Genomic DNA, 27,000 nt, shown 5'->3' with positions numbered 1-27,000 from the left:
ATTTAAGAAGCATTATCCTGCTCTTCTGCCACGGCGGCAGCTAAAAGTTCCGCTTCACGGCGTGCCAGTACCCGCTCAACCGTTTCGACTATAGCCTGAGTATGCGGATCGATTTCAATGTTCACCCGCTGTCCAAGACGTTTGCTGCCCAGAGTGGTACGCGCCAGCGTTTCCGGGATCAGGTGTACACAGAATTTCGACCGGGTCACTTCTCCAACGGTCAGGCTAATACCGTCAATGCCAACAAAACCTTTATGCAATATGTATTTCATCTGGCTGACATCCTGTGGCTTAAACCAGATTTCACGGTTATTTTCCGCCGTCAGGATCCTGGTGATTTCGGCGGTGGTCATAATATGACCGGACATCAAATGCCCACCGATTTCATCGCTGAACTTCGCTGCACGCTCAACGTTAACCGTATCCCCAACGTTAAGCGAACCGAGGTTGGTGATACGCAGCGTCTCTTTGACCAGATCAAAGCTAACGCGATCGCCTTCCACGCTGGTTACCGTCAGACAGCAACCATTATGAGAAACCGATGCGCCCAACTCCAAACCATGCAGCAACTCCGGCGGCATCTTAACTATGTGAGTACGAAAATTAGCTTTCTCTTCAATCGCCAGCACCTCTGCGATGCCCTGCACAATACCTGTAAACATGTTTTGCCTCAAAATAACATTTTCCTGTTACGTAGTTTGCCCTGGCAACGAGGTAAAGCCAAATGGAGCACGGCAACATTCCGTGACACAACGTGCGATTCCCGCATCAGTTCATTGGCTATTTAACCCACGAGCATTAGAATGAAGTCCCCACGGAACTGGCATGAAAAATGCCTTTCTCTTACCAGCGTCATACTTGTCTATCATAACCCCAATATTTCTTAATAAGGGGTAAACAATTAAGGTGTTTGTGTGCAGAAGTACCTCTCAGAGGCGCGTCAGTTATTAGCCCTGGCTATCCCAGTTATCCTTGCGCAGGTTGCGCAAACATCGATGGGATTTGTTGATACTGTAATGGCCGGTGCCGTCAGCGCCACGGATATGGCCGCCGTTGCCGTAGGCACCTCAATCTGGTTGCCTGTTATTCTTTTTGGCCACGGTTTGCTGCTGGCCTTAACACCGGTGGTCGCACAGCTTAACGGCTCTGGTCGCCGCGCTCTTATTGCCCACCAGGTACGCCAGGCATACTGGCTGGCAGGGATTGTTGCCGTACTGGTTATGGTTGTGCTGTATAACGCTGGCCATTTGCTCTCTGCGATGCATAACGTCGATCCATTACTGTCGCAAAAAGCCATCGGCTATCTGCATGCCCTGCTCTGGGGAGCCCCGGGTTATCTGTTCTTCCAGGTAGCACGCGATCAGTGCGAAGGCTTGTCAAAAACCAAACCGGGTATGGTGATGGGTTTTATTGGGCTGCTGGTGAACATTCCGGTTAATTATGTCTTTATCCATGGTCATTTGGGTATGCCTGCTCTTGGTGGCGTTGGCTGTGGAGTCGCCACCGCTTCGGTATACTGGGTGATGTTTATTGCCATGAAGGTCTGGGTGAGCCGGGCAAAATCGATGCGTGATATTCGCCTGCCACAGCGATTTAGCGGTCCGGACTGGAAAGCAATACGCCGTCTAATCGGCCTTGGCCTCCCTGTCGCACTGGCTCTGTTTTTTGAAGTTACCCTGTTCGCCGTGGTGGCTTTATTGGTGTCTCCATTGGGGATCATCAAAGTAGCCGGGCACCAAATTGCCTTAAACTTCAGCTCGCTGATGTTTGTCGTGCCGTTATCGATCGGCGTTGCAACCACCATTCGTGTAGGCTTTCGTCTGGGTCAGGGTTCAGCAGAGCAGGCAAAAGTGGCGGCCTGGACGGCTCAGGGCGTAGGAATAGGTATGGCCTGCGTGACCGCGCTGTTTACCATCAGCTTTCGTGAGCAGATCGCCCAGCTGTACACTGACGATCCGGAAGTTGTCACCATGGCCGCTCAGCTGATGCTACTGGCGGCGATATATCAATTCTCAGACTCTATTCAGGTCATCGGTAGCGGCATTTTAAGGGGTTATAAAGACACTCGTTCAATCTTCTTTATCACCTTCATCGCCTACTGGCTACTCGGATTACCGTTCGGCTATCTGCTGGGGATGACCGACCTGGTGCTGCCCGCTATGGGGCCTGCAGGATTTTGGATCGGCTTTATTATCGGTCTGACATCTGCTGCGATTATGATGATTTGGCGAATACGCCGACTGCAACGTGAACCGGAAACAATGATCCTGGCGCGCTCTGCACGTTAATTTGGCGGATAATTTCGTCACGATATGGTTAAAAATGCTGCGCTTCGCACAGTTGCGCAGCAATCAGGCTGGAAAAGAATTTTTCTCCTTGCCAGGCGTGCCGGCTATCGTTAATATTCGTCCCCGCTGTCGCCATGACAGCTATGTGCGTCCGTAGCTCAGTTGGTTAGAGCACCACCTTGACATGGTGGGGGTCGGTGGTTCGAGTCCACTCGGACGCACCACTTTCAGATAGCAGCTGATAGGCTGTTAAGTGAAAGCTGAAACAGTTTATGCGTCCGTAGCTCAGTTGGTTAGAGCACCACCTTGACATGGTGGGGGTCGGTGGTTCGAGTCCACTCGGACGCACCAAATTGTTTTTAAATGCTTTAAAGCATCATATCCCCTTTAAATCGCAGTACTCTTGCCCCTTTCATGGCGCTTTAAAGCCTGTTATTGGACCTTCAGCAAGGTAATACGTCTGCGGTGCGATTTGCGTTCTTAGCTCAGTTGGTTAGAGCACCACCTTGACATGGTGGGGGTCGGAGGTTCGAGTCCTCTAGAACGCACCAGCTTCCTCTGGCATGACATCAACGTTCCGTTGCCCCATCAGCTGATTTTTTTATTCATTGGCCTGGTACCCCACGCTTTTAATTGGTTTTCGAACACTTAGCGACTATAATATTGAACGTTGTTTCACTTGAATGGTTTCAGCGTATGGTTGCCCCTCAATCTATAATAACTCCCAGTCGCGCAATGTCTTGCCACAACGACGATGAAATCGCGTTTCAAGTTACCCTACAGGCTTTAATTCAGTCACCTGTCTTTAAGTTCAACCTCCCTGGTGGCGCAAAATTCTCTTCCGGTGGTTTCACCGCCGGGATACAGCTTTCTCATCCATCACAACTTAGTAGATAAATCGTCATGAAAAAAACTAAGATCGTTTGTACTATCGGTCCAAAAACCGAATCTGAAGAGATGCTGACCAACCTGCTGGATGCCGGCATGAACGTTATGCGTTTGAACTTTTCCCACGGGGATTACCAGGAACACGGCCAGCGCATTACCAATCTGCGTAATGTTATGAGCAAAAGCGGCCATCAGGCTGCGATCCTTCTGGACACCAAAGGTCCGGAAATCCGCACCATGAAACTGGAAGGTGGACAGGATGCGGCGCTAAAAGCAGGCCAAACCTTTACCTTCACCACAGACCAGAGCGTCGTTGGAAATGCACAAACCGTTGCCGTGACCTATCCTGGCTTCGCGGCGGATCTGCAAATCGGTAATACCGTGCTGGTTGACGATGGCCTGATCGGCATGGAAGTGATCGAAGTGACGGCAAACACCGTTGTCTGTAAAGTACTGAACAATGGTGACCTGGGCGAGAACAAAGGCGTTAACTTGCCGGGTGTGTCGATCCAGCTTCCCGCCTTAGCAGAGAAAGACAAGCACGACCTTATCTTCGGCTGCGAACAGGGTGTTGATTTTGTAGCCGCTTCCTTCATTCGCAAGCGTTCTGACGTAATTGAGATCCGTGAGCATCTGAAAGCACACGGTGGTGAACGCATTCAGATTATCTCTAAGATCGAAAACCAGGAAGGCCTGAACAACTTCGATGAAATCCTTGATGCTTCTGACGGTATCATGGTCGCTCGTGGCGATCTCGGCGTTGAAATCCCGGTTGAAGAAGTGATCTTCGCGCAGAAGATGATGATCAAAAAGTGTAACCATGCACGTAAAGTGGTGATCACCGCCACCCAGATGCTTGATTCAATGATCAAGAACCCGCGCCCTACCCGTGCAGAAGCGGGAGACGTTGCCAATGCCATTCTCGACGGTACGGATGCAGTCATGCTGTCAGGTGAGAGTGCGAAAGGTAAATATCCGCTGGAATCCGTCACCATCATGGCGACCATTTGTGAACGTACCGACCGCGTGATGAAGAGCCGCATTGATGTGCAGCATGACAATCGTAAAATGCGTATTACTGAAGCCGTATGTCGTGGCGCCGTTGATACGGCCGAGAAGCTGGAAGCACCACTGATTGTCGTGGCGACAGAAGGCGGCAAGTCGGCGAAATCAATTCGTAAGTACTTCCCACATGCCACAATTCTTGCGCTAACGACCAATGAACAAACTTCCCGCCAGCTGCTGCTGAGCAAGGGGATCATCACCTCTGTCGTGGAAAAAATCGCTTCCACCGATGATTTTTACCGTCTTGGTAAAGCCGCCGCAGAAGCGAGCGGATATGCTCATAAAGGCGAGGTGGTTGTGATGGTTTCAGGTGCTTTAGTCCCTAGCGGCACCACCAATACTGCATCGGTACATGTGCTCTGATTGAAAGCCTGGTTTGATGTTAAAAGCGCCCTGAGTGGCGCTTTTTTTCTGTCGTGAAACGTATTCCCCCAACTCTCTGGCGATGTAACAGCCTCTAAATTCGTCGCCAAATATCAGAGCGCTCTGATTAAAATCGCCTGTTTTCTCTTCGCTTTAGGTAAAAAGCCGGAAAGAAGATGCTTCTTTGAGCGAACGAGCAAATTTAACACCTTCCCAGCAAAAATTTATTCTCTTTAGAAAAAACTTTGTGTAATACTTGTAACGCTACATGGAGATTAACTTAATCTAGAGGGTATTAATAATGAATCGTACTAAACTGGTGCTGGGCGCGGTAATCCTTGGTTCAACTCTGCTGGCTGGTTGCTCAAGCAACGCTAAAATCGACCAGCTGTCTACCGACGTTCAGACTCTGAACGCGAAAGTTGACCAGCTGAGCAACGACGTGACTGCAATCCGTTCTGACGTTCAGGCTGCTAAAGATGACGCAGCACGCGCTAACCAGCGTCTGGACAACCAGGCTCACTCTTACCGTAAGTAAGAGTTCTGGTTTTAAAAATGGCGCACATCGTGCGCCATTTTTTTTAGCCGAAATCCGCCGTTTCCCACTGGCCCCCCTTCAAAAACAACACTGACGCTTCCATAGGGCTTTAAGAACTTTAAGCTCCCGGAATGTAGCATAATGAAGTTTAAGCTCCCTGAAGAGCGCTGCTGGACGCTGTTAAGGTATTACCGTGTAATTCGGGCGCGCTCTACCACTTACTGAAGAGATAAATACCCAGCCAATCACTTTTTGGGTATTTACCGGGAAGTGCAGACGCGTGTTAGCGTTGACTTAAAAGCAGTGATTTCTGACGGATGGCGCGGATCATGGCCTCAAGCCCCTGTGAACGCGATGGGGTCAGCTGCTGGGTCAGAGAAAGGTCAGCAAACCACGGACGTACGTCAAACTCGACGATTTCTTGCGGTGTCATTGATTGATAGAGGGTAAAGACGACAGCAATCAGTCCTTTAACCAGCGCAGCGTCACTCTCTCCCTGGAGTACGACACGACCGTTTTGGTCAACATCCACTACAATCCAAACCTGGCTCTGGCAACCCGGAATAATATTTTCAGGCTGCTGCAGCGAATCGGGGCTTGCGGGCAGTCTCGCTCCCAACTCAATGATGTAAAGATACTTCTCTTCCTGGTTAGCGCAGCGTTTAAAATTGCGCACCAGCTTTTCTTTATCTGGCAAAGTTGCCATTGCTTCCTCACTTTGGATCTGATTCTGAAATTTTTTGGCTTAACTTGTCATAAGGGCGAGGCATGCCTCGCCCTCAAGGCTGAAATGGTGAGTACCCGGCAAGCACTTAGCCCAGCAAACGGTGAATACGGGTTAAACCAGCGACCAGCCGATCAACTTCTTCTTCACTGTTGTACAGCACAAAAGAGGCCCGGCACATTGCCGGAACCTGATAATACTGCATCAGCGGCATCGCGCAATGATGTCCGGTGCGGATAGCGATACCGTACTGGTCAAGGAAGCTGCCGACATCAAATGCATGATGCTTACCGAGGTTAAAAGCGATGACGCCGCTACGCTGCGCAGGGCCATAGATGATTATGTCAGGTACTGCCGCCAGCTTATCCAGCGCATAACGCATCAGCTGCTGTTCACGCTGACAAATAACATCCAGCCCCAGTTCACTAATCCATTTCAGCGCAGCGCCTAAACCCATAATGGCAGCGGTATTCGGCGAACCCGCCTCAAAACGCCACGGTGCGGCAGCATAAGTGGTTCCGTTGGTCAGGCTAACGGTGGCGATCATAGCCCCCCCACCTTCCCACGGCGGCATCTGGTCAAGAAGCGCCTTGCGGCCATACAGGATACCGATACCGGTCGGGCCATAAATTTTATGCCCGGAAAAAACATAAAAATCACAGTCCAGATCCTGGACGTCCACGGAGTAATGCATCACCGCCTGGGCGCCGTCAATAAGCGTCACCACTCCGGCGGCTTTCGCCTGAGCAATCAGCGTTTTGACAGGATTTTCCGTGCCTAATACATTAGAAACTTGGGTAACTGCCAGCAGGCGGGTGCGGCTATCCATTAATACGGGCAGCTGTGCGATATCTAGCTCACCTTCTGCGGTGAGAGGAATAAAACGCACCTCAGCGCCGGTACGCTGCGCGACCATTTGCCAGGGAACAATATTGGCGTGGTGCTCCATCTCCGTAATGATGATGTTGTCACCGGGCTGCAACTGACTGCCGCCCCAGCTGTTGGCGACCAGGTTGATCGCTTCCGTTGTCCCTTTGACAAACACGATCTCTTCAGCGCTGGCTGCATTCAGAAAAGCGGCAGCCTGAACACGAACGTTTTCCATCGCGCTGGTCGCTTCAGCGCTCAGGGTATGGATGCCGCGATGCACGGCCGCATAGCCGTGCTGGTAGAATTGGCTTTCGGCATCAATCACTACCTGCGGCTTTTGCGCACTGGCAGCGCTGTCAAGATAGGCCAGCGGTTGTCCGTTGACCTCGCGCGTCAGCAGCGGAAACTGCGCCCGAACGCGGGCCAAGTCAAAACTCATTGCAGGCCTCCGGGAAAACGCTGCGCAATGCGCTGCATCACGGCTTCTTTTAGCGTTTCATCGGTGATAGCTTCGGTGAGTTCAGCGGCAAACGCATAAATAATCATGCGTTGTGCAGCGACTTCGTTAATACCACGCGAACGCAAATAAAACATCTGCTCTTCGTCGATACGTCCGATAGTCGCACCGTGACCACACTTCACGTCATCCGCATAAATTTCAAGCTGAGGTTTGGTATCGACCTCGGCTAAACGCCCCAACAACAGGTTGTTATTGCTCATCTGTCCGTCGGTTTTGAGAGCGTGTTTGGCCACCTTGATGATGCCGTTAAACACCGCACGAGCTCGATCTCGCACGATAGTTTTATGCAGCTGGCGACTCTGGCAATAACCTTTGTTATGTTCCAGCCAGGTACGGCTGTCGCATACTTCTTTGTCGATTGGCAGCATCAGGCTGTTAATCGCCAGATTAGAACCTTCGCCGTTCAACTGAGTACTGGTATGGTGACGAGTCAAACCGGCACCCAGCAGGAAGCTGTGGCTCTGTACGCGTGTATCACGCCCCAGCGTCAGATCGTTATGAGAGAAGTGATAGCTGCTGCGATCTTCAAAAGCCAGATTGTAATGAGTCAGTGAAGCGTTATTGCCTACTTCGGCAGTAAAACGCGCGCCGGTGAAGTGGGGAGCCGCATTCAGGCTGATATAATGCTCAATCACCGTGGCTTCAGCCGCTTCATCCAGCTGCAAATGGTGGCGGTAATGAGAGGTGTTCAGCTCGCCGGTGCTGCTGCTGCTACTGATATGCAACAGATACAAAGGACGGGCTGCCGCTTTACCGCGAGCCAGCTGGATTAAGGTAACCTGTTCTGCCAGACTCTCGGTCAAATGCAGGAACACCTCCGGCTGCACGGGTGCGCTCAGTTCACGCCGCTCCGCAGCCTGGGCTACCTGAATGGTAAACAGGTCGTGCTCACTGTCGCTAAGTTCAGGCGAGAAACGTCCATCGACAAAGACCAGACGTACCGCATCGATGGGCAAAGCCAGTGAATGTATTGCGTCACCATCAAGTTTTGCTGGCTCTGGCTGAACGAACTGGTTATCCAGCAGCTGATCCAGCGGAGTATACTTCCAGTTTTCCTGTTTACGCGTCGGCAAGCCTAAGCGCAGCAGTTGCTGCCAGTGCTGTTGTGCCTGCATAGAGCGGCTTTCACCGTGTGTTTCAAACAGGTGATGCCACTGTTGCAGGGCATTATCACTCCTGGTCGGTAAGCCAGCCATAGCCTTGCTCCTCCAACTGTTTCACCAGTGAGAAATCACCCGATTTCACGATTTTCCCCTGATAAAGGACGTGGACAAAATCCGGTTTGATGTAGTCAAGAATACGCTGATAGTGAGTCACAATAATAAATGACCGTTTGCCGTCGCGCAGGCTGTTGACACCGTTAGATACAATCTTCAGCGCATCGATATCCAGCCCGGAGTCGGTCTCATCCAGAATGCACAGATCCGGCTCCAGGGCGGCCATCTGCAAAATATCATTGCGCTTTTTTTCACCGCCGGAGAAGCCGACATTGACTGAACGTGTCAGTAAATCTTCAGGCATCTTGAGCAGATGAATTTTCTCTTCAATGAAATCCTGGAAGTCAAAGCGATCCAGCGCTTCCAGCTCACGGTATTTACGCACGGCGTTCACCGACGTTTGCAGGAAAAACTGATTACTGACGCCGGGGATCTCTACCGGATACTGGAAAGCCATAAAGATGCCTTCCCCTGCGCGCTCTTCCGGGTCCAGTTCAAGCAGATTTTTGCCTTTGAATTCGACAGATCCGCCGGTGACTTCATAGTCCTCGCGCCCTGCCAGCGTGGCGGAAAGCGTACTTTTTCCCGAGCCGTTCGGGCCCATAATGGCGTGTACTTCACCCGGTTTGATTTCAAGATCCAAACCACGCAGGATAGCTTTATCTTCAACGCTGACCTGTAAATCCTTGATGCTTAACATAGATTATCCTTCGCAGTGCCTTACGGCACTGTAAACTGTTCTTGTGCGCGCGGGCTTAGCCCACGCTATGTTCCAGACTGATTGCCAGAAGTTTCTGCGCTTCAACGGCGAATTCCAGCGGCAGTTCCGAGAAAACATCCTTACAGAAACCGTTGACGATCATCGAAATAGCATCGTCTTCACTGATCCCGCGTTGCAGGCAGTAAAACAGCTGATCCTCACCGATACGCGATGTCGTCGCCTCGTGTTCCAGCTGGGCGGTGTTATTGCGCACTTCAACATAGGGGAAAGTGTGCGCGCCGCATTCAGTACCAATCAGCATCGAGTCACACTGGGTGAAGTTACGCGCATTAGTCGCGGTTGGCATCATCTTAACCAATCCACGATAGGTATTCTGGCTTTTACCCGCTGAAATGCCCTTCGAGATAATGGTTGATTTGGTATTTTTACCAATATGGATCATCTTGGTGCCGGTATCGGCCTGCTGGCGACCACTGGTCAACGCCACGGAGAAGAACTCGCCGATGGAGTTATCACCGCGCAGAATGACGCTTGGATACTTCCAGGTAATGGCTGAACCCGTTTCTGACTGCGTCCAGGACATTTTGCTGTTTTCACCTTCACACAGCGCACGTTTAGTCACGAAGTTGAGAATGCCGCCTTCAGAGTCACCGCCGGAGAACCAGTTTTGCACCGTAGAATATTTCACTTCGGCATCTTTGTGGATGATGACTTCGACTACCGCGGCATGGAGCTGGTAGGTATCACGCACCGGGGCGGAGCAGCCTTCAATGTAGCTGACGTAACTGCCTTCATCGGCAATCAGGATGGTGCGCTCGAACTGACCCGTTTTTGCCGCATTGATGCGGAAATAGGTGGACAGCTCCATCGGGCAACGGACGCCTTTCGGGATATAAACAAAAGTGCCGTCAGAGGCCACGGCCGAGTTTAGCGCAGCAAAGAAGTTGTCATTGGCGGGTACTACGCTGCCAAGATACTGTTGGACCAGCTCTGGGTGATCGTGAATGGCTTCGCCGAAGGAGCAGAAGATGATCCCCTCTTTTGCCAACTTATCGCGGTAGGTGGTCGACACGGATACAGAGTCAAAAATGGCGTCAACCGCCACCTCCTGCCCTTCGCGTACCGGCACGCCCAGCTGTTTGAACGCTTCTTCCACTTCCGAAGTCAGATAATCAGGCGCATTGCCGCCCGAGGTCTGCTTCGCGCCAGGCTCAGATGCGCAGCTGTCATCACAACTCCCGCAGGATGGCGCTGAGTAATAGCTGTAATCCTGATAATCCAACTTTTTATAGTTGGCTTTTAGCCAGTGTGGCTCTTCCATTTCCAACCAGGCGGCAAACGCTTTTAAGCGAAACTCCAGCATCCACTCAGGTTCATTACGTTTAGCCGAGATTGCGCGCACCACATCTTCGTTGATGCCGTGTTCGAATTCTTCGGTTTGCAGTTGGGTAAAGAAGCCCTCTTTGTACTTCTGATGGCCGCCTTCCCAAACCTGTACATCTTCAGATGCGTCAGTATTACGAGACATAGGTTTCACTCAACGCCAAAGCTCTCACCACAGCCACAGGCGTGTTGAGCTTTAGGATTATTAAATTTGAAAATCTGGTTCAGGCCTTCGCGCACGTAATCCACTTCCGTGCCGTCGATATAGGGCATCGCCTGCAGGGGCACGAATAAGTTCGCTCCGTTATGGCTGAACACCAAATCATCTGCCGCTGACTCTTTCACCATATCCATGGTGTAGCCGAAGCCGGCGCAGCCTGAAGTCTTCACGCCCAGCTTCAGGCCCTTGATGTCAAGATCTCCGGCGGCAAGGTTGATGATTTGTTTGGCTGCGCTGTCGGTTAGCGTCAGTCCTTTCCAGATATAATCGTCTGGAGAAAAAGTGGCAGGATTTGCTGATTGCATCGTTGACCTCACTATCGATAGCCCTTCGGGCTAGTGCCCCTATGTTAGTGATAACCTGTATCACTTCAACCTCTTGTTTTGCAGGGGTTAACAACAAAGCTGCTTTTGTCAGGCTTTTTTTTAAGCTCTGACCGGATAAAACAGATTGCGCTTTGCCTGCTGGGACAGCCTTCTTAAAAGATAAGCGGTTGAAAACAAGATGTTTCTATTTTGTTACTCTGAATTCTGTCGTGTTTAATAAATATTCTACTCTTTTCTGTCACCCTGATTATCATTCTCACCGATTTTTACAACAGGTGACATGAATCGATAAATATTATCGTGTCGGTGATTGAATAATGTCACATTTGTAATATGATAATGATTATCATTAACATACCCGAGACCCGCAATGAATGTGTCGATGAGCGCGTGGCTGCAACATAAGATTGACGAATACACCAGTTCCGTTCGGGATCTCACCGTCGATTTTTACATGGCGCAGGCGAAATTAAACCGCCCCGAGTGCACCATTGAACAACTACGCAAGTTCAATGATACCTGCCTGGATATGGCCGAACTTTGCCAGTTAAACGGTGACGATCGGAGCTATCTGCACGCGATGGCTAAACTTCATCAACGGCTGGTCAATGAGCTAAGCAACACATCACGAGAGCGCCTGTTCCGTGTGCAGGCATGGCAGCTGGCACGCCACTCATTAAGCCGTGTATGTCATCAGTTGATGCTGAGCGGCGAGTGGAATAAAGCCACCGAGCTGCAAAACGAATTTGTTAAGCACGCATCACGGATTATGTGATCATAATCCATTATACCTTGTGGCCTTGCCGGGAAAAACCCCGAAATAAACGGGGTTATGATTGGCTTTTGCGCAATGACTCTATCTGAAGCACGGTTGTCGCAATCTACCCGATAAAACGTCAGATTAATTCCAGTAATGCCTGGAGGGGATGACGTATAGCGCTGCCTTCAACGCGTTTGACCTGGCTGCGGCAGGAGTACCCCGTCGCCAGACAGCGCTCAAGCGGTAATTTTTGTAGAACCTGTTGCCAGGAAAGTGCGTAAATTCCCAGCGAGTTTTCCAGGTTGCTGGTTTCATGTCCGTAGGTCCCCGCCATTCCACAGCAGCCAACGCTGACATTCTCCAGCTTAGCCCCAAAGCAGGCAAAGATTGTTTCCCACTGCTGCACTGCGCCCGGCAGCGCGGTGGATTCCGTGCAGTGACCAAACAGATACCATGCTTCTCCACGCTGCGGCAAAGTCTCCTTTGCCTTCAGTGCATTTGGCAGCCATTCATGAACTAGCTGAACGTGGAAATCACCGCGCTTTTTGCCCAAAATTTGCTTATATTCATCGCGGTAACACAGTACCAGTGCAGGATCGACGCCCACCAGCGGCATCCCCAGTTGCGCCACACGATTCAGAAAATCGGCGGTTTTTTGCGCGGTACGCGCGAACTTCTGCAAAAACCCTTTGATATGTTCGGCTTTACCGTTAGGGGAAAACGGCAGCACGACGGCGGTATAGCCGAGTTTGTCTATCAGGCGCACAAAATCGCCCACCAACCGCGCTTCGTAATAGCTGGTAAACGGGTCCTGTACCACCAACACGCAGTTTACGCGCTGTTCGCTGCTCATTCGTTCAAGATCTTCGAGCGTGATATTCGCTGACCGATGACCGGCCAGCTGCTGCTTCAGCGTCGGCGATGAGAGCAGTGGCAAATCGACCATGCCGATATGACGCTGACTGAGCGATTTAACCCACGGCTGGCGCAGGAAAAAGTTAAATAGCTTAGGAGCCCTTGCCATCTGTGGCGCATAGCTTTCTACCGTAGCGACCAGATAATCGCTAACGGGCCGCAGATAGCGCGTGTGGTAAAGCTGTAAAAAGCGCGAACGAAAGCCCGGCACGTCAATTTTAATCGGGCACTGCGTGGAGCAGGCTTTACAGGCCAGGCAGCCGGACATCGCCTCTTTCACTTCATGCGAAAAATCATACTGCCCGCGCTTTGCCTGCCAGCTATTGCGGGTGCGCAAAATCATACCGCGCAGGCTGACGCCTTTGGCGGGCAGCTGTTTTTCCAGCATCAGTGGATCGACACCCTGCTCCGCCAGCAAACGTAGCCATTCACGCGTCAACGTGGCGCGTCCTTTAGGCGAATGAATACGGTTGCGGGTTATTTTCATCGAGGGACACATCGGGCTTTTCACATCAAAATTAAAACACAATCCGTTGCCGTTACACTCCATCGCACCGCGCCAGTCGCTACGCACATTAACCGGTATCTGGCGATCGAAAGTACCGCGTTTGATCGCGTCGACTTTTAGCATCGGATCGTCAACGCCGAGCGGCGCACAGATTTTTCCCGGATTCAGCCGATTTTGCGGATCGAAAGCCGTTTTAATGCGCCGCAGCTCGGTGTACAGCTCCTCGCCAAAAAAGGAGGGGCTGTATTCGGCGCGAAAACCTTTACCATGTTCTCCCCACAGCAGGCCACCGTAGCGCGAAGTCAGCGCGACCACCTCATCGGAGATCTGCTTCATCAGCATCTCCTGCTGTGGGTCGCACATATCCAGCGCCGGACGGACGTGCAGTACCCCGGCATCAACATGACCAAACATTCCGTAACTCAGATTGTGGCCATCAAGCAGGGCGCGAAACTCAACAATATAATCGGCAAGATGCTGTGGCGGGACGCAGGTATCTTCCACAAAGGGGATCGGCTTGGCGCTGCCTTTGGTGTTGCCCAGCAGCCCAACGGCCTTCTTGCGCATGCCGTAGATACGCTCGATTCCGGCGACATCATCACACAGCTGGTAGCCAATCACTCCACCCTGTCGTTGCGCCATCAGTGCGTCCAGACGCAGGCACAGTGCGTCCACCTGGCTGTCGATCAACGACCGATCGTTGCCGGCAAATTCAACCATATTCAGGCCCAGCATCTCTTTATCCGGCACGTCGGTAATCAGTTCACTCACTGAATGCCAGACGATATCCTCACGTGCCAGATTGAGCACCTTTGAATCAACGGTTTCTACTGACAGTGCCTGGGCCTCGACCATAAAGGGCGCGTTGCGCAGCGCCGAGTCAAACGAATCATACTTAATATTAACCAGCCGCCGCGCTTTCGGGATCGCGGTGATATCCAGCTTGGCTTCGGTAATAAATGCCAGCGTTCCTTCGGCACCGCAAAGGATGCGCGTCAGATCGACAGAGGAGAGATCGTCACTGAGCACATGACGCAGGTCATAGCCCGTCAGGAAGCGGTTCAGTTGTGGAAATTTTTCCAGGATCGGCTGGCGTTTCTGACGGCAACGCTCCAGCACCACACGATAGATCTCACCTTCCTTACCCGCTGTTTGCGCCTTTTCTTCAGCCTGGCTGACCGGCATCGCCTGGGTGTCCAGAATATCGCCTCCCAGCAGTACCGCCTTTAGCCCCAGCACATGGTCGGAGGTCTTACCGTAAACCAGCGATCCTTGCCCGGAAGCATCGGTATTGATCATGCCCCCCAGCGTTGCGCGATTACTGGTCGACAGTTCGGGAGAGAAGAAGTAGCCATACGGTTTAAGCCAGGCGTTAAGCTGATCTTTGATCACCCCCGCTTCAACTTTCACCCAGCCTTCAGCAACATTGATTTCCAGAATGCGCGTCATATAACGTGACATATCTACCACAATGCCCTGGTTAAGGGACTGGCCGTTGGTGCCCGTGCCGCCGCCACGCGGTGTAAACACCAGCGTAGAGAAACGGCTTTCAGCCGCCAAACGGGACAGGATCGCCACATCATCAGTTGAGCGTGGAAAAATAACCGCATCGGGCAACAACTGGTAAATACTGTTGTCCGTGGACATCAGCAGACGGTCGGCGTAATGGGTGGCTGTGTCGCCGCTGAAACCTTGCTGTTTTAACGCATCCAAAAAATTCAGTACCAGAGGTACGAGGCCCGGTGCCTGGGAAATCTGTGGGATCATTATTGAAAGACCAAAGTTGAGTGAATCGTTTGCGTTGCTCACATTGCGCAGTGATTCGTTTTATCACATTTTTTTATCACCTGTCGTTATTTCAAAAAATGAACTAAAAGCATAATCTGTCGCTTCTGACGCAAATTTGTATCTCGCATAAAGATTTAAAGGTCAGGTTCAGCGTATCCGATGCTCCGTCGCTGATTTTATAGATAAATCGCATCTTACTTGAGGTCATTGTTAATTGATGAAGAACGCGCAAAAGGGTTGGGACTTAGCACAAATCGTGTTTTCACTGCTGTTTATCAGCCTCACGATCGTCGCGTGTTTCTGGATAGTTCAGCCATTTATACTGGGATTTGCCTGGGCCAGCATGGTTGTTATTGCCACCTGGCCGCTGATGATCAAAATTCAGCGCCTGCTATGGGGAAAGCGTGCGCTGGCAGTGATAACCATGACGCTGCTGCTGATTTTAGTTTTCATCATTCCTGTTGCTCTGCTGGTCAACAGTCTGATCGAAAACAGTGGGCCGCTGATCGCCTGGCTTGGCTCCGGGCATCTGCAAATGCCCGAACTGCACTGGCTCAGAAGCATTCCACTGGTGGGCAGAAAACTCTACTCGGCTTACCATAATCTGGTCGCTGGCGGCGGTTCGGCCCTGCTCGCCCAGGTACAGCCCTATATAGGTCGTACCACCGGCTTCTTCTTTGCCCAAGCCGGGCACTTTGGTCGTTTTATGATGCATTTAGGCCTGATGCTGCTGTTCAGCGTGCTGCTATACTGGCGTGGTGAGCAGGTAGGCCTGGGGATTCGCCATTTCGCGTTCCGCCTGGCGTCCCGCCGTGGCGATGCTGCGGTATTGCTGGCGGCGCAAGCCATTCGGGCCGTTGCGCTCGGGGTTGTCGTCACCGCATTGGTGCAAGCGGTGCTCGGCGGCATTGGGCTGGCCATTTCCGGCATACCCTTTGCCACCATCCTCACCGTTCTGATGATCCTGTCATGCCTGGTTCAGCTAGGGCCGCTGGTTGTACTGGTTCCGGCAATTATCTGGCTTTACTGGAGCGGTGATACCACCTGGGGTACGGTTCTGCTGGTGTGGAGCTGCGTGGTCGGCACGTTGGATAACGTGCTGCGTCCAATGCTGATCCGCATGGGCGCAGACCTGCCAATGATTTTGATCCTTTCCGGGGTTATCGGTGGGCTGATCGCCTTTGGCATGATTGGCCTGTTTATCGGCCCGGTGGTGCTGGCCATATCTTATCGACTGGTTTCCGTGTGGGTGCATGAAGCCCCAGCTCCCCATGAAGACCCGCTGGATGTGGTTGAGGAGCTGGCAGAAGTCGATGCCGAATCGCACCAGTTGAAAGTATAAAATATCGCCTTTTCCGGCCAGCTTGCCTGGCCGGAATCATTAGAGTTCAGCATGTTTACTTAACTAAAATCGTGATGCCCGACAGCCTAAACGGCTCCATGCATTGCCTGATTTCATCTATTACCTCTCCCCGCCCGTATATTTGGTTCTTTTTTACTCATAAAAACCGATCGAAATAAGTTATCAGGCGATAAAACATTATCGTTAATAACTAATAAGATGATTCTTAAAGACGCCAGAAAACCTCTTCCCTACTATTACCACAAGATTTGAATTCACCTAACTGTTTTTGAATAAACGTATTTCTCCTGAGTGAACTAAAGAATTGCTGTGTGTAGTCTTTGCCCATCCCCTGTGATGGGCTTTTTTTTGCAATGAAAAAGGACAATGGGTTAATCCATTGCCCTCTGGATCTGGAGCTACCCATAACCGGGCAGCCGCCATGGCAGCAAATTATTTCAGTTCAGCGAGGCCAAGCCAGGTTTGTACCACGGTGTCCGGATTCAGCGACAGGCTATCAATCCCCTCTTCCATCAGCCACGCGGCGAAATCCTGATGATCCGATGGCCCTTGTCCGCAAATACCCACATATTTACCCTGCTTTTTAGCGGCGCGAATGGCCATTGACAGCAGCGCCTTAACCGCATCATTGCGCTCGTCAAACAGTTCCGAGACCACGCCGGAATCGCGGTCCAGCCCCAACGTCAGCTGCGTCATATCATTGGAGCCGATAGAGAATCCATCAAAGAATTGCAGGAACTCATCCGCCAGCAGCGCGTTTGAGGGGATCTCACACATCATAATAATTTTCAGCCCGTTTTCACCACGCTTCAGCCCCTGGCGTTCCAGTTCTTCGACCACTGCCTGAGCCTGGGCCACGGTACGTACAAACGGCACCATGATTTCGACGTTGGTCAGCCCCATCTCATTACGCACACGTTTCACCGCCGCGCATTCCAGAGCAAAGCACTCACGGAAGCTGTCGGCAACATAACGCCCTGCACCACGGAAGCCCAACATCGGGTTCTCTTCTTCCGGTTCATAGCGTTCGCCACCTACCAGGTTGGCATACTCGTTAGTTTTGAAGTCCGACAAACGAACAATGACCCGTTTGGGCGCAAATGCGGCGCCGAGTGTGGCGATCCCTTCGGTCAGGCGACCTATGTAAAATTCCAGCGGATCGTCAAAGCCTTTCATCATGCCGCGGATCTGCTGCTGTAACTCGGGAGTTTGCTTGTCAAACTCCAGCAGCGCTCTTGGGTGGACGCCGATCATGCGGTTAATAATGAACTCCAGACGTGCCAACCCGACACCTTCATTCGGCAGGCAGGCAAAATCAAAAGCACGGTCCGGGTTTCCCACATTCATCATGATTTTGAGTGGCAAAGCCGGCATTTCATCCACCTGCGAACTTTTAACCTCAAAATTGAGCAGATCGTGATAAACGTAGCCGGTGTCGCCCTCCGCACAGGAGACGGTGACGTTATGCCCGTCGCGCAGAATGTCCGTCGCATGACCACAGCCCACAACGGCGGGGATACCCAGCTCACGAGCAATGATCGCAGCATGACAGGTACGCCCTCCGCGATTAGTGACAATCGCCGAGGCCTTTTTCATGATCGGCTCCCAGTCGGGGTCGGTCATATCGGTGACCAGCACATCTCCTTTTTCAATGCGGTTCATTTCACTAATATCGTGGATGACCTTCACCTCACCGGCACCAATACGGTGTCCAATAGCACGTCCTTCCACCACTACCTGGCCTTTAGACTGTAGCGTATAGCGTTCCATCACCTGGCCATTGGAGCGAACCGTTTCCGGGCGCGCCTGAACAATAAACAGTTTGCCGGTATGGCCATCTTTTGCCCATTCAATATCCATCGGTCGCTGATAATGCTTTTCAATCAATACCGCTTGCAAAGCGAGCGCCTCAACCTCTTTATCACTCAGGCAAAAGCGGTCACGGTCGGCCTGCGGGACATCCTCAATTCTTACCTGCTCGCCATGCTCTTGCGAATCGGCGTAGACCATACGGATCTTTTTCGAGCCCATCGTACGGCGCACGATCGACGGTCGACCGGCAGCCAGCGTGGGTTTGTGCACATAGAATTCATCCGGGTTAACCGCCCCCTGCACCACCATTTCTCCAAGTCCGTGCGCGGCGGTGATAAACACCACCTGATCAAATCCCGATTCGGTATCAATGGTAAACATGACGCCAGAGGCAGCGAGGTCAGAACGAACCATGCGCTGGATGCCCGCAGAAAGCGCCACGCCCCGGTGATCGTAGCCCTGATGCACGCGGTAAGAAATTGCCCGATCGTTAAACAGCGAAGCAAAAACATGCTTTACTGCCACCAGCACCGCATCGTAGCCCTGCACATTAAGAAAGGTTTCCTGCTGGCCCGCAAATGACGCATCCGGCATATCTTCTGCGGTGGCCGATGAGCGCACGGCAAATGACGCTTCAGCATCATCGGCAGACAGCTGGCTGTAGGCAGAATGAATAGCCTGCTCCAGTTCGGGCTGAAACGGCGTTTCAATCACCCATTGACGTATCTTTTTACCCGCCTTTGCCAGTTCATCAACATCATCAATATTGGTTTTATCCAGCAGGTCATAAATGCGCTGATTGACGCCGCTTTGATCGAGAAACAGGTTGAACGCTGCTGATGTTGTCGCAAATCCATTGGGTACGGAAACGCCCAATGATGACAAGTTAGTAATCATTTCACCCAGAGAGGCATTTTTACCTCCCACCCGATCGACATCGTGCATGCCTAACTGGTTATACCAGAGCACGAGCGGCACTTCGCCTTTATTGGACATTGATTCAATCCTTGTAAGAAGTAATGATGAATGTAACGGTACGGTGTGACTTTATGAGACTGGCACAGATGAAAGGGAGAGATAAAGTGTTGAATCGTTCAAGCTGGGGAAATTAATCACTTTAAGAATCCTCCGCACCACAAGTATCAGGCGCGCCGGACAACCATTAATAAAAAAACCTTTATAAACAGTTAATTATGAATTTCCTGGTTTAATGAAAATACCATGCCTTTACGCTGGATAATGATTCCTTATCAGAATGGCTTTTAAAATAACCGCGATAAAAAGGCATAATCACCGGAAACTTCTTTGTGAAGCCAATTAATATTTATTGGCATAGACATTTTCAAAACATAAATTTCATAATTAATGACAATGAATTTTCCATTTTTCATAACAGGCTAATCTGGATTTGCCTCAGACAGCTCAATTCACTTAATCTGCACAGACAACGACAGTCGGAGATAAGATGGACATGAACGCCGAACGCAGTGTTTTTTATATTTCTGACGGCACGGCCATCACCGCCGAAGTGCTGGGCCATGCGGTGATGTCGCAATTTCCTGTCGCCACTCAAAGCGTTACCTTGCCATTTGTCGAAACGGTACAGCGCGCTCAGGCGGTAAAAGCACAAATTAATGCGCTTTATCAGCAAAGTGGCCTGCGCCCGCTGGTGTTTATCTCCATCGTGACGCCGGTGATACGCGATATTATTTTGCAAAGCGACGGCTTCTGTCAGGATATCGTGCAGTCTCTGGTGGGCCCTTTACAAGAAGAACTGGGTTTGCTTCCGGCACCGGTGGCTAACCGCACGCATGGCCTGACCGCAGGTAATCTCGGCAAATATGATGCGCGTATCGCTGCTATTGATTATACCCTCGCGCACGATGACGGTATTTCATTACGTGGTCTGGAGGATGCTCAGGTTATTCTGTTAGGCGTGTCACGCTGTGGCAAAACCCCTACCAGCCTTTATCTGGCGATGCAGTTTGGTATACGTGCGGCCAATTACCCGTTCATTGCCGATGATATGGATAACCTAAAACTGCCCGTGGCGCTAAAGCCGTTCCAGCATAAACTTTTTGGCCTGACGATTGAGCCGGAACGCCTGGCTGCCATTCGCCAGGAACGCGCGGAGAACACCCGCTACGCTTCTCTGCGTCAGTGTCGGCTGGAAGTCGGTGAAGTTGAAGCCCTGTTCCGCACCCATCAGATTCGCTATCTCAACAGTACCAACTACTCTGTGGAAGAAATTGCCACTAAAATTCTTGATATCATGAGTCTGACACGACGCATGTACTGAACGTCAATTCATGCCCTGTAACGTCACCAAAAATGCAGCGGCGCTGCGCCCGCTGATTTACGGTTGAAATCATCACGCTTTGCTTTAAGGTAAACATCATTACTTCCCGGCATTCCTGCCGTTGTGAAGACAAAATTTTAGAGAAAGCGATGAACAAAACCGATGAACTGCGGACTGCGCGCATTGAGAGTCTGGTAGCGCCAGCAGAATTGCAGAAGAGGTTTCCGATCAGCGAAGCCATTGCCAATAACGTGACAACGTCACGAAAATCGATTACCCGTATTCTTAATGGCGAAGATCCGCGCCTACTGGTCGTCATTGGCCCCTGCTCTTTGCACGACCCTGCGGCAGCCCTGGAATACGCTGAGCGGCTCTGCGCACTGCGCGAAAAGTACCATTCTCGCCTGGAAATCGTCATGCGTACCTATTTTGAAAAACCGCGCACGGTCATTGGCTGGAAGGGAATGATTTCAGACCCGGATCTTAACGGCAGCTTCCGCCTGAATCATGGTCTGGCCGTAGCGCGTAAACTCCTGCTGGACATCAATGCGCTCGGTATGCCAACGGCCACTGAGTTTCTCGATATGGTGACCGGGCAGTTCATCGCTGACCTGATCAGCTGGGGGGCAATTGGTGCCCGCACCACGGAAAGCCAGATCCATCGCGAAATGGCCTCGGCATTGTCCTGCCCGGTGGGCTTTAAAAATGGCACCGATGGGAATATTCGCATTGCGGTGGATGCTATTCGCGCCGCTCGTGTCAGTCATATATTTCTGTCACCGGATAAACGCGGCCAGATGACCATTTATCAAACCAGCGGTAATCCTGCTGGTCATATCATCATGCGCGGTGGCAAGACGCCAAATTATCACGCGGCAGATATTGCCGCAGCTGCAGCCAGCCTGTGTGAATTTCATTTGCCTCCCCAGCTGGTTATCGACTTCAGTCACGGCAACTGCCTGAAACAACATCGTCGACAGAAAGAGGTCGCAGCCGATGTGGCACAGCAAATCCGTGATGGCTCCCGGGCGATTGCTGGCGTGATGATCGAAAGCTTCCTACAGGAAGGTACACAGAAGGTTCAGCCCGGTGTCCCGCTGGTTTACGGTCAGTCAATCACCGATCCCTGCCTGGGTTGGCAAGACAGCGCCGAGGTCTTGCAGCTGCTCGCCGACGCTGTTGACAGCCGCTTTTAACCGATCTGGCTGGCTCCTGACGGGCCAGCCTGTTTTCTTTATCTCCGTATCCCTCTCCGCACCCGCTATTTCTACTTGCACGCCGCACTATTTTATTGATAATGATTATCATTATGAATACGGATAAGTCCGCCATCCCCCTGTAAGGATCACACAAATGACAACACGTTATCAGCGTTATAATGAACTCAAAACGCAAAACCCGAAGAAATACGCCCGTGATCTGGCGGCATTGATGGGCATCAGCGAGGCGGAGTTGACGGCGATCCGCGCAGGACACGAAGCACAGCCATTACGTCCTGATATGGGTGAACTGCTACACGCCCTGGAGGCCGTGGGTGAAACGAAATGTATTACCCGCAATGAGTATGCGGTGCATGAACATCTCGGCGTCTTCAGTCATGTTCATATCAATGCGCATGCCGGTCTCGTCCTTAACCCGCGCGCGCTCGATCTGCGTGTGTTTGTTAATCAGTGGGCCAGCGTATTCCATTTACAAGAAGTGACCGCTCACGGTGAGCGCCAGAGCATCCAGTTTTTTGACCAGCATGGCGATGCAGTGCTGAAAGTCTACGCCACAGAGAACACCAACACTGAGGCCTGGCAACAGCTGATTGCCCACTACCGTGCAGAAGCCCCGACGGCTTTCAGCGTTACCCCGGCGGCTGCGACCCGTTATGCTGAAGAATTTGATGCCGCCCTGCTGGAAAAAGAGTGGCGTGCGATGACTGACGTACATCAATTCTTCCGCCTGCTTAAAAAGCACGGCGTTTCACGTCAACAGGCATTTCATGTGGTCGGCAACGATCTGGCACAACGTGTCGATAATGGCTCCCTGTCTGCCCTGCTGACAACCGTGCAGCAGCAGGAAAATGAAATCATGATCTTTGTCGGTAATCGTGCCTGCACGCAGATCTTTACCGGAAAAATAGAAAAGCTGATGCCAATGGATAATTGGCTTAACATTTTCAATCCGGCCTTTACGCTGCACCTACAGGAGCAGCAAATCGCTGAAAGCTGGATAACGCGTAAACCTACCGTTGATGGCATCGTCACCAGCCTTGAGCTGTTTGCCGCCGACGGAACACAAATCGCCCAGCTATTTGGTCAGCGTAGTGAAGGCCAGCCGGAGCAATCCGCATGGCGTCAACAGCTTAGCAACCTGACTCTGACGACTGACGGTGCCACGGCATGAAATTGGGTTTAGCCGCGCTGTTCACTTTATTTCTGACATTCTGCGTTAGCGCAGCAGAACGTATCGTCAGTATTGGTGGCGATGTCACCCAAATTATCTACGCTCTCAACGCACAACAGGAGCTGGTGGCACGCGACAGCACCAGCCTGCATCCTGCGGTAGTGCAAAAGCTGCCTGACGTGGGCTATATGCGCCAGCTGAATGCAGAAGGTATCCTTGCCTTGAAGCCCACCCTGGTGATTGCCAGCGAACTGGCGAAGCCAACGCTGGCCCTTGAGCAGGTTGAGCGCAACGGAGTCAAGGTGATCACCATCACCGGACAACCCGGTATCGCCGTGATTGGAGAGAAAATCCACACTGTCGCCGCTGCCCTGCATCGAGAAGAGAACGGGCAGGCGTTACAGGAAAAAGTCAAAAAGCAGCTCAGCAGCATATCGACCCAGCCTTTGCCGGTAAAAGTGCTGTTTATTCTGGCACATCAGGGAATGGGCACGATGGGTGCCGGCAGTGGCACCGCTGCCGATGCGGCAATCCATGCAGCCGGATTGCAGAACGCCATGGCTGGGATAGCGCGCTATCAGCCATTATCTCAGGAAGGCGTAATAGCCAGCGCACCGCAGTTGATTGTCGCCACCACTGACGGCATACGCACTTTGGGCGGTTCAGAGAACCTGTGGAAACTGCCCGGCATTGCACTGACACCCGCAGGCAAAGCACAACGGCTGTTGATAGTCGATGATATGGCGTTGACCGGTTTTGGTATCGATACCCCGGCGGCTATCCGTGCATTACGCCGGGCTGCGGAAGCTGTGCTGTGAAATCAACACATCCCCGACGCTGGCTGTGCCTGTTATTCCTTTTGTTGCTTACGCTGGCCATCAGCGCCGCCAACATCGGGGCGATGAAGCTGTCACTGCCGATGTTATGGCAGGCGGGGAGCAACAGCACTCTTTGGCAAATCTGGTTTACCATCCGCCTGCCGCGCGTGCTATTGGCGATGTTGGTCGGCGGTGCACTGGCCTTATCCGGCTGCGTCATGCAGGGTTTGTTCCGTAACCCTCTGGCCGACCCTGGCCTGTTGGGCATCAGCAGCGGTGCCGCGCTGGCAGTAGCCATTTCGATTGTGCTCTCACTCGCTCTTCCAGGCGTATTGATGTTGTATCTGCCGCTACTGGCTGCGTTCTTCGGCAGTCTGGCCGTGACGCTGGTCATCTTCCTGCTCAGCCGTAAGGGGACCAGTGGACTTAGCCGATTACTGCTGGTAGGTATCGCGATAAATGCCCTTTGCGGGGCGGCAGTCGGCGTGCTGTCATGGTTAAGTAATGATCAGCAGCTTCGCCAGCTTTCGCTCTGGGGAATGGGCAGTCTCGGCCAGGCGCAATGGCCAACGGTGCTGCTATGTGCCTCAGTGGTGCTGCCCTGTATGGTGCTGGTACAACGCCTGGCAAAACGTCTGAATATCCTGCAACTGGGAGACGAGGAGGCTCATTACCTCGGCGTTGACGTCCCGCGCACACAGCGTTATCTGCTGGTGTTCAGCGCATTGCTGGTGGCGGCTGCCGTGGCGGTAAGCGGAGTGATTGGCTTTATTGGCCTGGTCGTACCACATCTGATGCGCTTCTGCCTCGGTGGCGACCATCGCTGGCTGTTGCCCTCTTCACTGCTCAGTGGCGCAATCCTGCTACTGCTGGCCGATACCCTTGCGCGCACGCTGGTCGCACCGGCAGAGATGCCGGTGGGATTGCTGACCAGCCTCATCGGTGGTCCCTGGTTCCTGTGGCTGATCATGCGTCGACAGGGAGGCCTGCGTGGATGATTTACTGACAGCAAATGGATTGAGTTATCGCCGGGGCCAGCGCTGGTTGATAGAGGATATTTCGCTGAACCTGCGTTTGGGAGAAATGGTATCGCTGATCGGCCCGAATGGAGCGGGTAAGTCGACGCTGCTACGCCTGTTAAGCGGATTTATCACCCCTCAGCACGGCCAATGTCTGCTGAATAACCAACCGATGGCACACTGGTCCGCCGGACAACTGGCACAGCAGCGTGCGGTGATGCGCCAGCAGAGCAGCATGGCTTTCCCCCTACGCGTTGCCGATGTGGTCGCGATGGGGCGTGCGCCCTGGCCGCAGCTGGCAATTAAACCGGTGGTGGAACAGGTGATGGCCCTGACGGGCTGTGACGAATTGGCCAACCGCGATTATTTGCAGCTTTCCGGTGGGGAACAACAGCGGGTACAGCTTGCCAGAGCGCTGGCGCAGCTGTGGCGGCACGATGGGCCACGCGGCTGGTTGTTCCTTGACGAACCGACTTCCGCACTGGATCTCTACCATCAGCAGCATCTACTGCGCTTACTCTTCCGGCTGACGCGCCAACACCCGCTCAGCGTCTGCTGCGTGCTGCACGACCTGAACCTTGCCGCCTTATGGTCAGATCGCGTCATGCTCTTGGCTGACGGGCGGCTGGTCGCGCAGGGAGTGCCAGAAGAAGTGGTAAACGAACCTATGCTGACCCGTTGGTATCACGCCGATGTGATGGTACACCCGCATCGCTGCGAAGGGGTGCCCCAGGTGACGTTACGGCGTTAGCTTGAGCAGCTGACTTCCAGTTTTTTTCCCCAGTCAGGTGGGCGACGCGCCAGGTCAGCAAACTCTGGCGCATCGTCAAACGGTCGCGACAGAGCCTGATGAAGACGCGCGAACACGCTGATATCATCCTGCTCAGCCCGCTCTATTGCCTGCTGTGCCAGATAATTACGCAATACCAACGCCGGATTGGCCTGTTTCATCGTTCGCTGGCGCTCCTCGTCGCTGCGTTCCTCCTGCAACACCCGTTGACGCCAGACGTTATACCAGCTGTCAAAGGCGTCACGGTCAATGAACTCATCACGCATTGGCGAACGCAACTGTCGCTGCTCACTCTGGCTGAGCTGACGGAATGTGCGCGTGTAATCACTGCCTTCTCTGGTCATTAGCGACAGCAATCCGGTAAGAATATTATTGTCGTCTTTACCTGGGGTAAGCAGCCCAAGTTTGGCACGCATCTTCTCTCCCCAGCAGCGCATCAGTTCGGGTTCATAGCCTGCCAGCGCCTGTTTAAGCTGCTGCGGGCTCATTAGCCCTGAAAGCGCATGCGCGAGGCGATTCAAATTCCACAGGCCGATCATAGGTTGATTTTCGAAACTATAGCGGCCCTGATGGTCAGAGTGATTACAGATGAAATCTGGCTGGTAGTCGTCGAGGAAACCGTAGGGGCCATAATCCAGCGTCAGTCCGAGAATCGACATATTGTCCGTATTCATCACGCCGTGCGCAAAACCGATGCTTTGCCAACCGGCGATCGTCCGCGCGGTGCGTTGCACCACATCACTAAACCACAGCAAATATCTGTCGCTCTCCTGCACTAGCTCCGGCCAGTGGTGACGGATCACATAGTCAGCAAGTTGAGTCACTTTCTCCGTCTGTCCCAGATAATAAAAGTGCTCAAAGTGACCAAAACGGACGTGGCTTTCCGCCACGCGCAGCAACATGGCGCCAGCCTCGGTGGTTTCCCGATAGACCGGTTCATCGCTGGTCACCACCGTCAACGCCCGCGAGGTTGCGATGCCAAGATGATGCATCGCTTCACCGGCAAGAAATTCGCGCAGGGTCGAACGCAATACCGCCCGACCATCGCCCATGCGGGAATACGGCGTAAGTCCGGCTCCTTTCAAATGCCAGTCAAATTTTCGCCCATCAGGCAACTGCTGCTCACCGAGCAGCAGTCCACGTCCGTCACCCAGCTGCCCTGCCCAGACGCCAAACTGGTGACCGCTGTAAACCTGTGCCAACGGCTGCATACCTTCGGCTAAATGCTCGCCACTCCACAGCCCTACGTTTTGCGCATCAAACAAGCGTTCATCCAGCCCCAGATCCTGCGCCAGCTCGGCACTGTGATACAGCAGACGCGCATTTTTCAGCGGTGTGGGTTGCAGCGCAGTGTAAAAACCATCCAGCTCATTATGCCAGGTATTATTAAATTGCATCACGCCTCTCCCTGCGC

General features: G+C 52.4%; 21 protein-coding genes, 3 tRNA genes and 1 other RNA gene. 15 read left to right on the top strand and 10 right to left on the bottom strand.

The features are described 5' to 3' along the window. Positions 1-2: 2 nt before the first annotated feature. Positions 3-662, bottom strand: a complete 660-nt coding sequence (locus tag EPIR_RS08680) for a riboflavin synthase (protein ID WP_023654982.1) — start codon at positions 660-662, stop codon at positions 3-5. Between the two features lie 252 nt (positions 663-914). Here EPIR_RS08680 and EPIR_RS08675 point away from each other — a divergent pair, with 252 nt between their 5' ends. The 6 genes from EPIR_RS08675 (at position 915) to EPIR_RS08650 (ending at position 5,142) form a co-directional block, all read left to right on the top strand. After that, positions 915-2,288, top strand: coding sequence for an MATE family efflux transporter (locus EPIR_RS08675; protein WP_023654981.1), 1,374 nt, complete (start codon positions 915-917; stop codon positions 2,286-2,288). A 147-nt stretch (positions 2,289-2,435) separates the two neighbouring features. Further along, positions 2,436-2,512: transfer RNA gene (locus EPIR_RS08670), tRNA-Val, on the top strand. A gap of 50 nt (positions 2,513-2,562) precedes the next feature. Then, positions 2,563-2,639 (top strand) — tRNA-Val (locus EPIR_RS08665). A gap of 123 nt (positions 2,640-2,762) precedes the next feature. Continuing rightward, a tRNA-Val gene (locus EPIR_RS08660) sits at positions 2,763-2,839 on the top strand. Between the two features lie 352 nt (positions 2,840-3,191). After that, the gene (gene pykF / locus EPIR_RS08655) at positions 3,192-4,604 is read left to right on the top strand and encodes a pyruvate kinase PykF (RefSeq protein ID WP_023654978.1); all 1,413 of its coding nucleotides are present in this window, start codon (positions 3,192-3,194) and stop codon (positions 4,602-4,604) included. Positions 4,605-4,905: 301 nt separating this feature from the next. Beyond that, the gene (locus EPIR_RS08650) at positions 4,906-5,142 is read left to right on the top strand and encodes a major outer membrane lipoprotein (RefSeq protein WP_004157411.1); all 237 of its coding nucleotides are present in this window, start codon (positions 4,906-4,908) and stop codon (positions 5,140-5,142) included. Between the two features lie 283 nt (positions 5,143-5,425). On the opposite strand, the gene sufE is transcribed toward EPIR_RS08650, so the two are convergent. The 6 genes from sufE to sufA all read right to left on the bottom strand — a co-directional run bounded on the left by sufE (position 5,426) and on the right by sufA (position 11,102). Beyond that, positions 5,426-5,848: a cysteine desulfuration protein SufE gene (gene sufE / locus EPIR_RS08645; RefSeq protein WP_023654977.1), complete on the bottom strand. Its 423-nt coding sequence runs from the start codon at positions 5,846-5,848 to the stop codon at positions 5,426-5,428. Between the two features lie 106 nt (positions 5,849-5,954). Further along, complete coding sequence (sufS, locus tag EPIR_RS08640; protein WP_023654976.1) at positions 5,955-7,175, bottom strand: cysteine desulfurase SufS; 1,221 nt, start codon at positions 7,173-7,175, stop codon at positions 5,955-5,957. Then, positions 7,172-8,452 carry a Fe-S cluster assembly protein SufD gene (sufD, locus tag EPIR_RS08635; protein WP_023654975.1) on the bottom strand — a complete coding sequence of 427 codons (1,281 nt, stop codon included), beginning with the start codon at positions 8,450-8,452 and terminating at the stop codon, positions 7,172-7,174. Before sufD ends, sufS begins: the two co-directional genes overlap by 4 nt. Further along, positions 8,427-9,173: a Fe-S cluster assembly ATPase SufC gene (gene sufC / locus EPIR_RS08630; RefSeq protein ID WP_023654974.1), complete on the bottom strand. Its 747-nt coding sequence runs from the start codon at positions 9,171-9,173 to the stop codon at positions 8,427-8,429. Before sufC ends, sufD begins: the two co-directional genes overlap by 26 nt. Before the next feature lie 55 nt (positions 9,174-9,228). Beyond that, the gene (sufB, locus tag EPIR_RS08625; protein ID WP_023654973.1) at positions 9,229-10,722 is read right to left on the bottom strand and encodes a Fe-S cluster assembly protein SufB; all 1,494 of its coding nucleotides are present in this window, start codon (positions 10,720-10,722) and stop codon (positions 9,229-9,231) included. Positions 10,723-10,727: 5 nt separating this feature from the next. Next, on the bottom strand, positions 10,728-11,102 hold the full coding sequence (gene sufA, locus EPIR_RS08620; protein ID WP_023654972.1) for a Fe-S cluster assembly scaffold SufA: 375 nt from the start codon (positions 11,100-11,102) through the stop codon (positions 10,728-10,730). A gap of 391 nt (positions 11,103-11,493) precedes the next feature. Here sufA and EPIR_RS08615 point away from each other — a divergent pair, with 391 nt between their 5' ends. Beyond that, a complete protein-coding gene (locus EPIR_RS08615; protein WP_023654970.1) occupies positions 11,494-11,898 on the top strand; it encodes a hypothetical protein in 405 nt (134 codons plus the stop codon). 121 nt (positions 11,899-12,019) lie between these two features. Here EPIR_RS08615 and ydiJ read toward each other — a convergent pair whose 3' ends face one another. Beyond that, on the bottom strand, positions 12,020-15,073 hold the full coding sequence (ydiJ, locus tag EPIR_RS08610; RefSeq protein ID WP_023654969.1) for a D-2-hydroxyglutarate dehydrogenase YdiJ: 3,054 nt from the start codon (positions 15,071-15,073) through the stop codon (positions 12,020-12,022). Positions 15,074-15,311: 238 nt separating this feature from the next. Here ydiJ and ydiK point away from each other — a divergent pair, with 238 nt between their 5' ends. Further along, complete coding sequence (ydiK, locus tag EPIR_RS08605) at positions 15,312-16,436, top strand: AI-2E family transporter YdiK (RefSeq protein WP_023654968.1); 1,125 nt, start codon at positions 15,312-15,314, stop codon at positions 16,434-16,436. Positions 16,437-16,700: 264 nt separating this feature from the next. Then, positions 16,701-16,809: antisense sRNA RprA (gene rprA, locus EPIR_RS18200), an RNA gene on the top strand. Positions 16,810-16,889: 80 nt separating this feature from the next. Here the strand turns inward: rprA and ppsA are convergent. Then, positions 16,890-19,265: a phosphoenolpyruvate synthase gene (gene ppsA / locus EPIR_RS08600; RefSeq protein WP_023654967.1), complete on the bottom strand. Its 2,376-nt coding sequence runs from the start codon at positions 19,263-19,265 to the stop codon at positions 16,890-16,892. Between the two features lie 469 nt (positions 19,266-19,734). Here ppsA and ppsR point away from each other — a divergent pair, with 469 nt between their 5' ends. From ppsR to EPIR_RS08570, 6 genes are all read left to right on the top strand, one after another. Continuing rightward, positions 19,735-20,568: a posphoenolpyruvate synthetase regulatory kinase/phosphorylase PpsR gene (gene ppsR / locus EPIR_RS08595; RefSeq protein WP_023654965.1), complete on the top strand. Its 834-nt coding sequence runs from the start codon at positions 19,735-19,737 to the stop codon at positions 20,566-20,568. Between the two features lie 149 nt (positions 20,569-20,717). Further along, entirely contained in the window at positions 20,718-21,764 is a 1,047-nt protein-coding gene (locus tag EPIR_RS08590) for a 3-deoxy-7-phosphoheptulonate synthase (RefSeq protein WP_023654964.1), read from the top strand. 157 nt (positions 21,765-21,921) lie between these two features. Then, positions 21,922-22,959 (top strand): hemin-degrading factor, encoded by a 1,038-nt coding sequence (locus tag EPIR_RS08585; RefSeq protein WP_023654963.1) that lies wholly within the window; start codon positions 21,922-21,924, stop codon positions 22,957-22,959. Continuing rightward, positions 22,956-23,777 (top strand): heme/hemin ABC transporter substrate-binding protein, encoded by an 822-nt coding sequence (locus tag EPIR_RS08580; protein ID WP_023654962.1) that lies wholly within the window; start codon positions 22,956-22,958, stop codon positions 23,775-23,777. Before EPIR_RS08585 ends, EPIR_RS08580 begins: the two co-directional genes overlap by 4 nt. Next, on the top strand, positions 23,774-24,775 hold the full coding sequence (locus EPIR_RS08575) for a FecCD family ABC transporter permease (RefSeq protein WP_023654961.1): 1,002 nt from the start codon (positions 23,774-23,776) through the stop codon (positions 24,773-24,775). The genes EPIR_RS08580 and EPIR_RS08575 overlap by 4 nt, the downstream gene beginning before the upstream one ends. Next, positions 24,768-25,547: a heme ABC transporter ATP-binding protein gene (locus EPIR_RS08570; RefSeq protein ID WP_023654960.1), complete on the top strand. Its 780-nt coding sequence runs from the start codon at positions 24,768-24,770 to the stop codon at positions 25,545-25,547. Before EPIR_RS08575 ends, EPIR_RS08570 begins: the two co-directional genes overlap by 8 nt. Here the strand turns inward: EPIR_RS08570 and EPIR_RS08565 are convergent. Beyond that, complete coding sequence (locus EPIR_RS08565) at positions 25,544-26,983, bottom strand: protein adenylyltransferase SelO (RefSeq protein WP_023654959.1); 1,440 nt, start codon at positions 26,981-26,983, stop codon at positions 25,544-25,546. The two genes, EPIR_RS08570 and EPIR_RS08565, sit on opposite strands and share 4 nt — an antisense overlap. Positions 26,984-27,000: the final 17 nt, after the last annotated feature.

The organism is Erwinia piriflorinigrans CFBP 5888 (genome assembly GCF_001050515.1).
GTDB classification, from domain to species: Bacteria; Pseudomonadota; Gammaproteobacteria; order Enterobacterales; family Enterobacteriaceae; genus Erwinia; species Erwinia piriflorinigrans.
The sequence above is the reverse complement of the archived record's forward strand: the minus strand, read 5'-3'. Positions and strand labels throughout refer to the sequence as shown.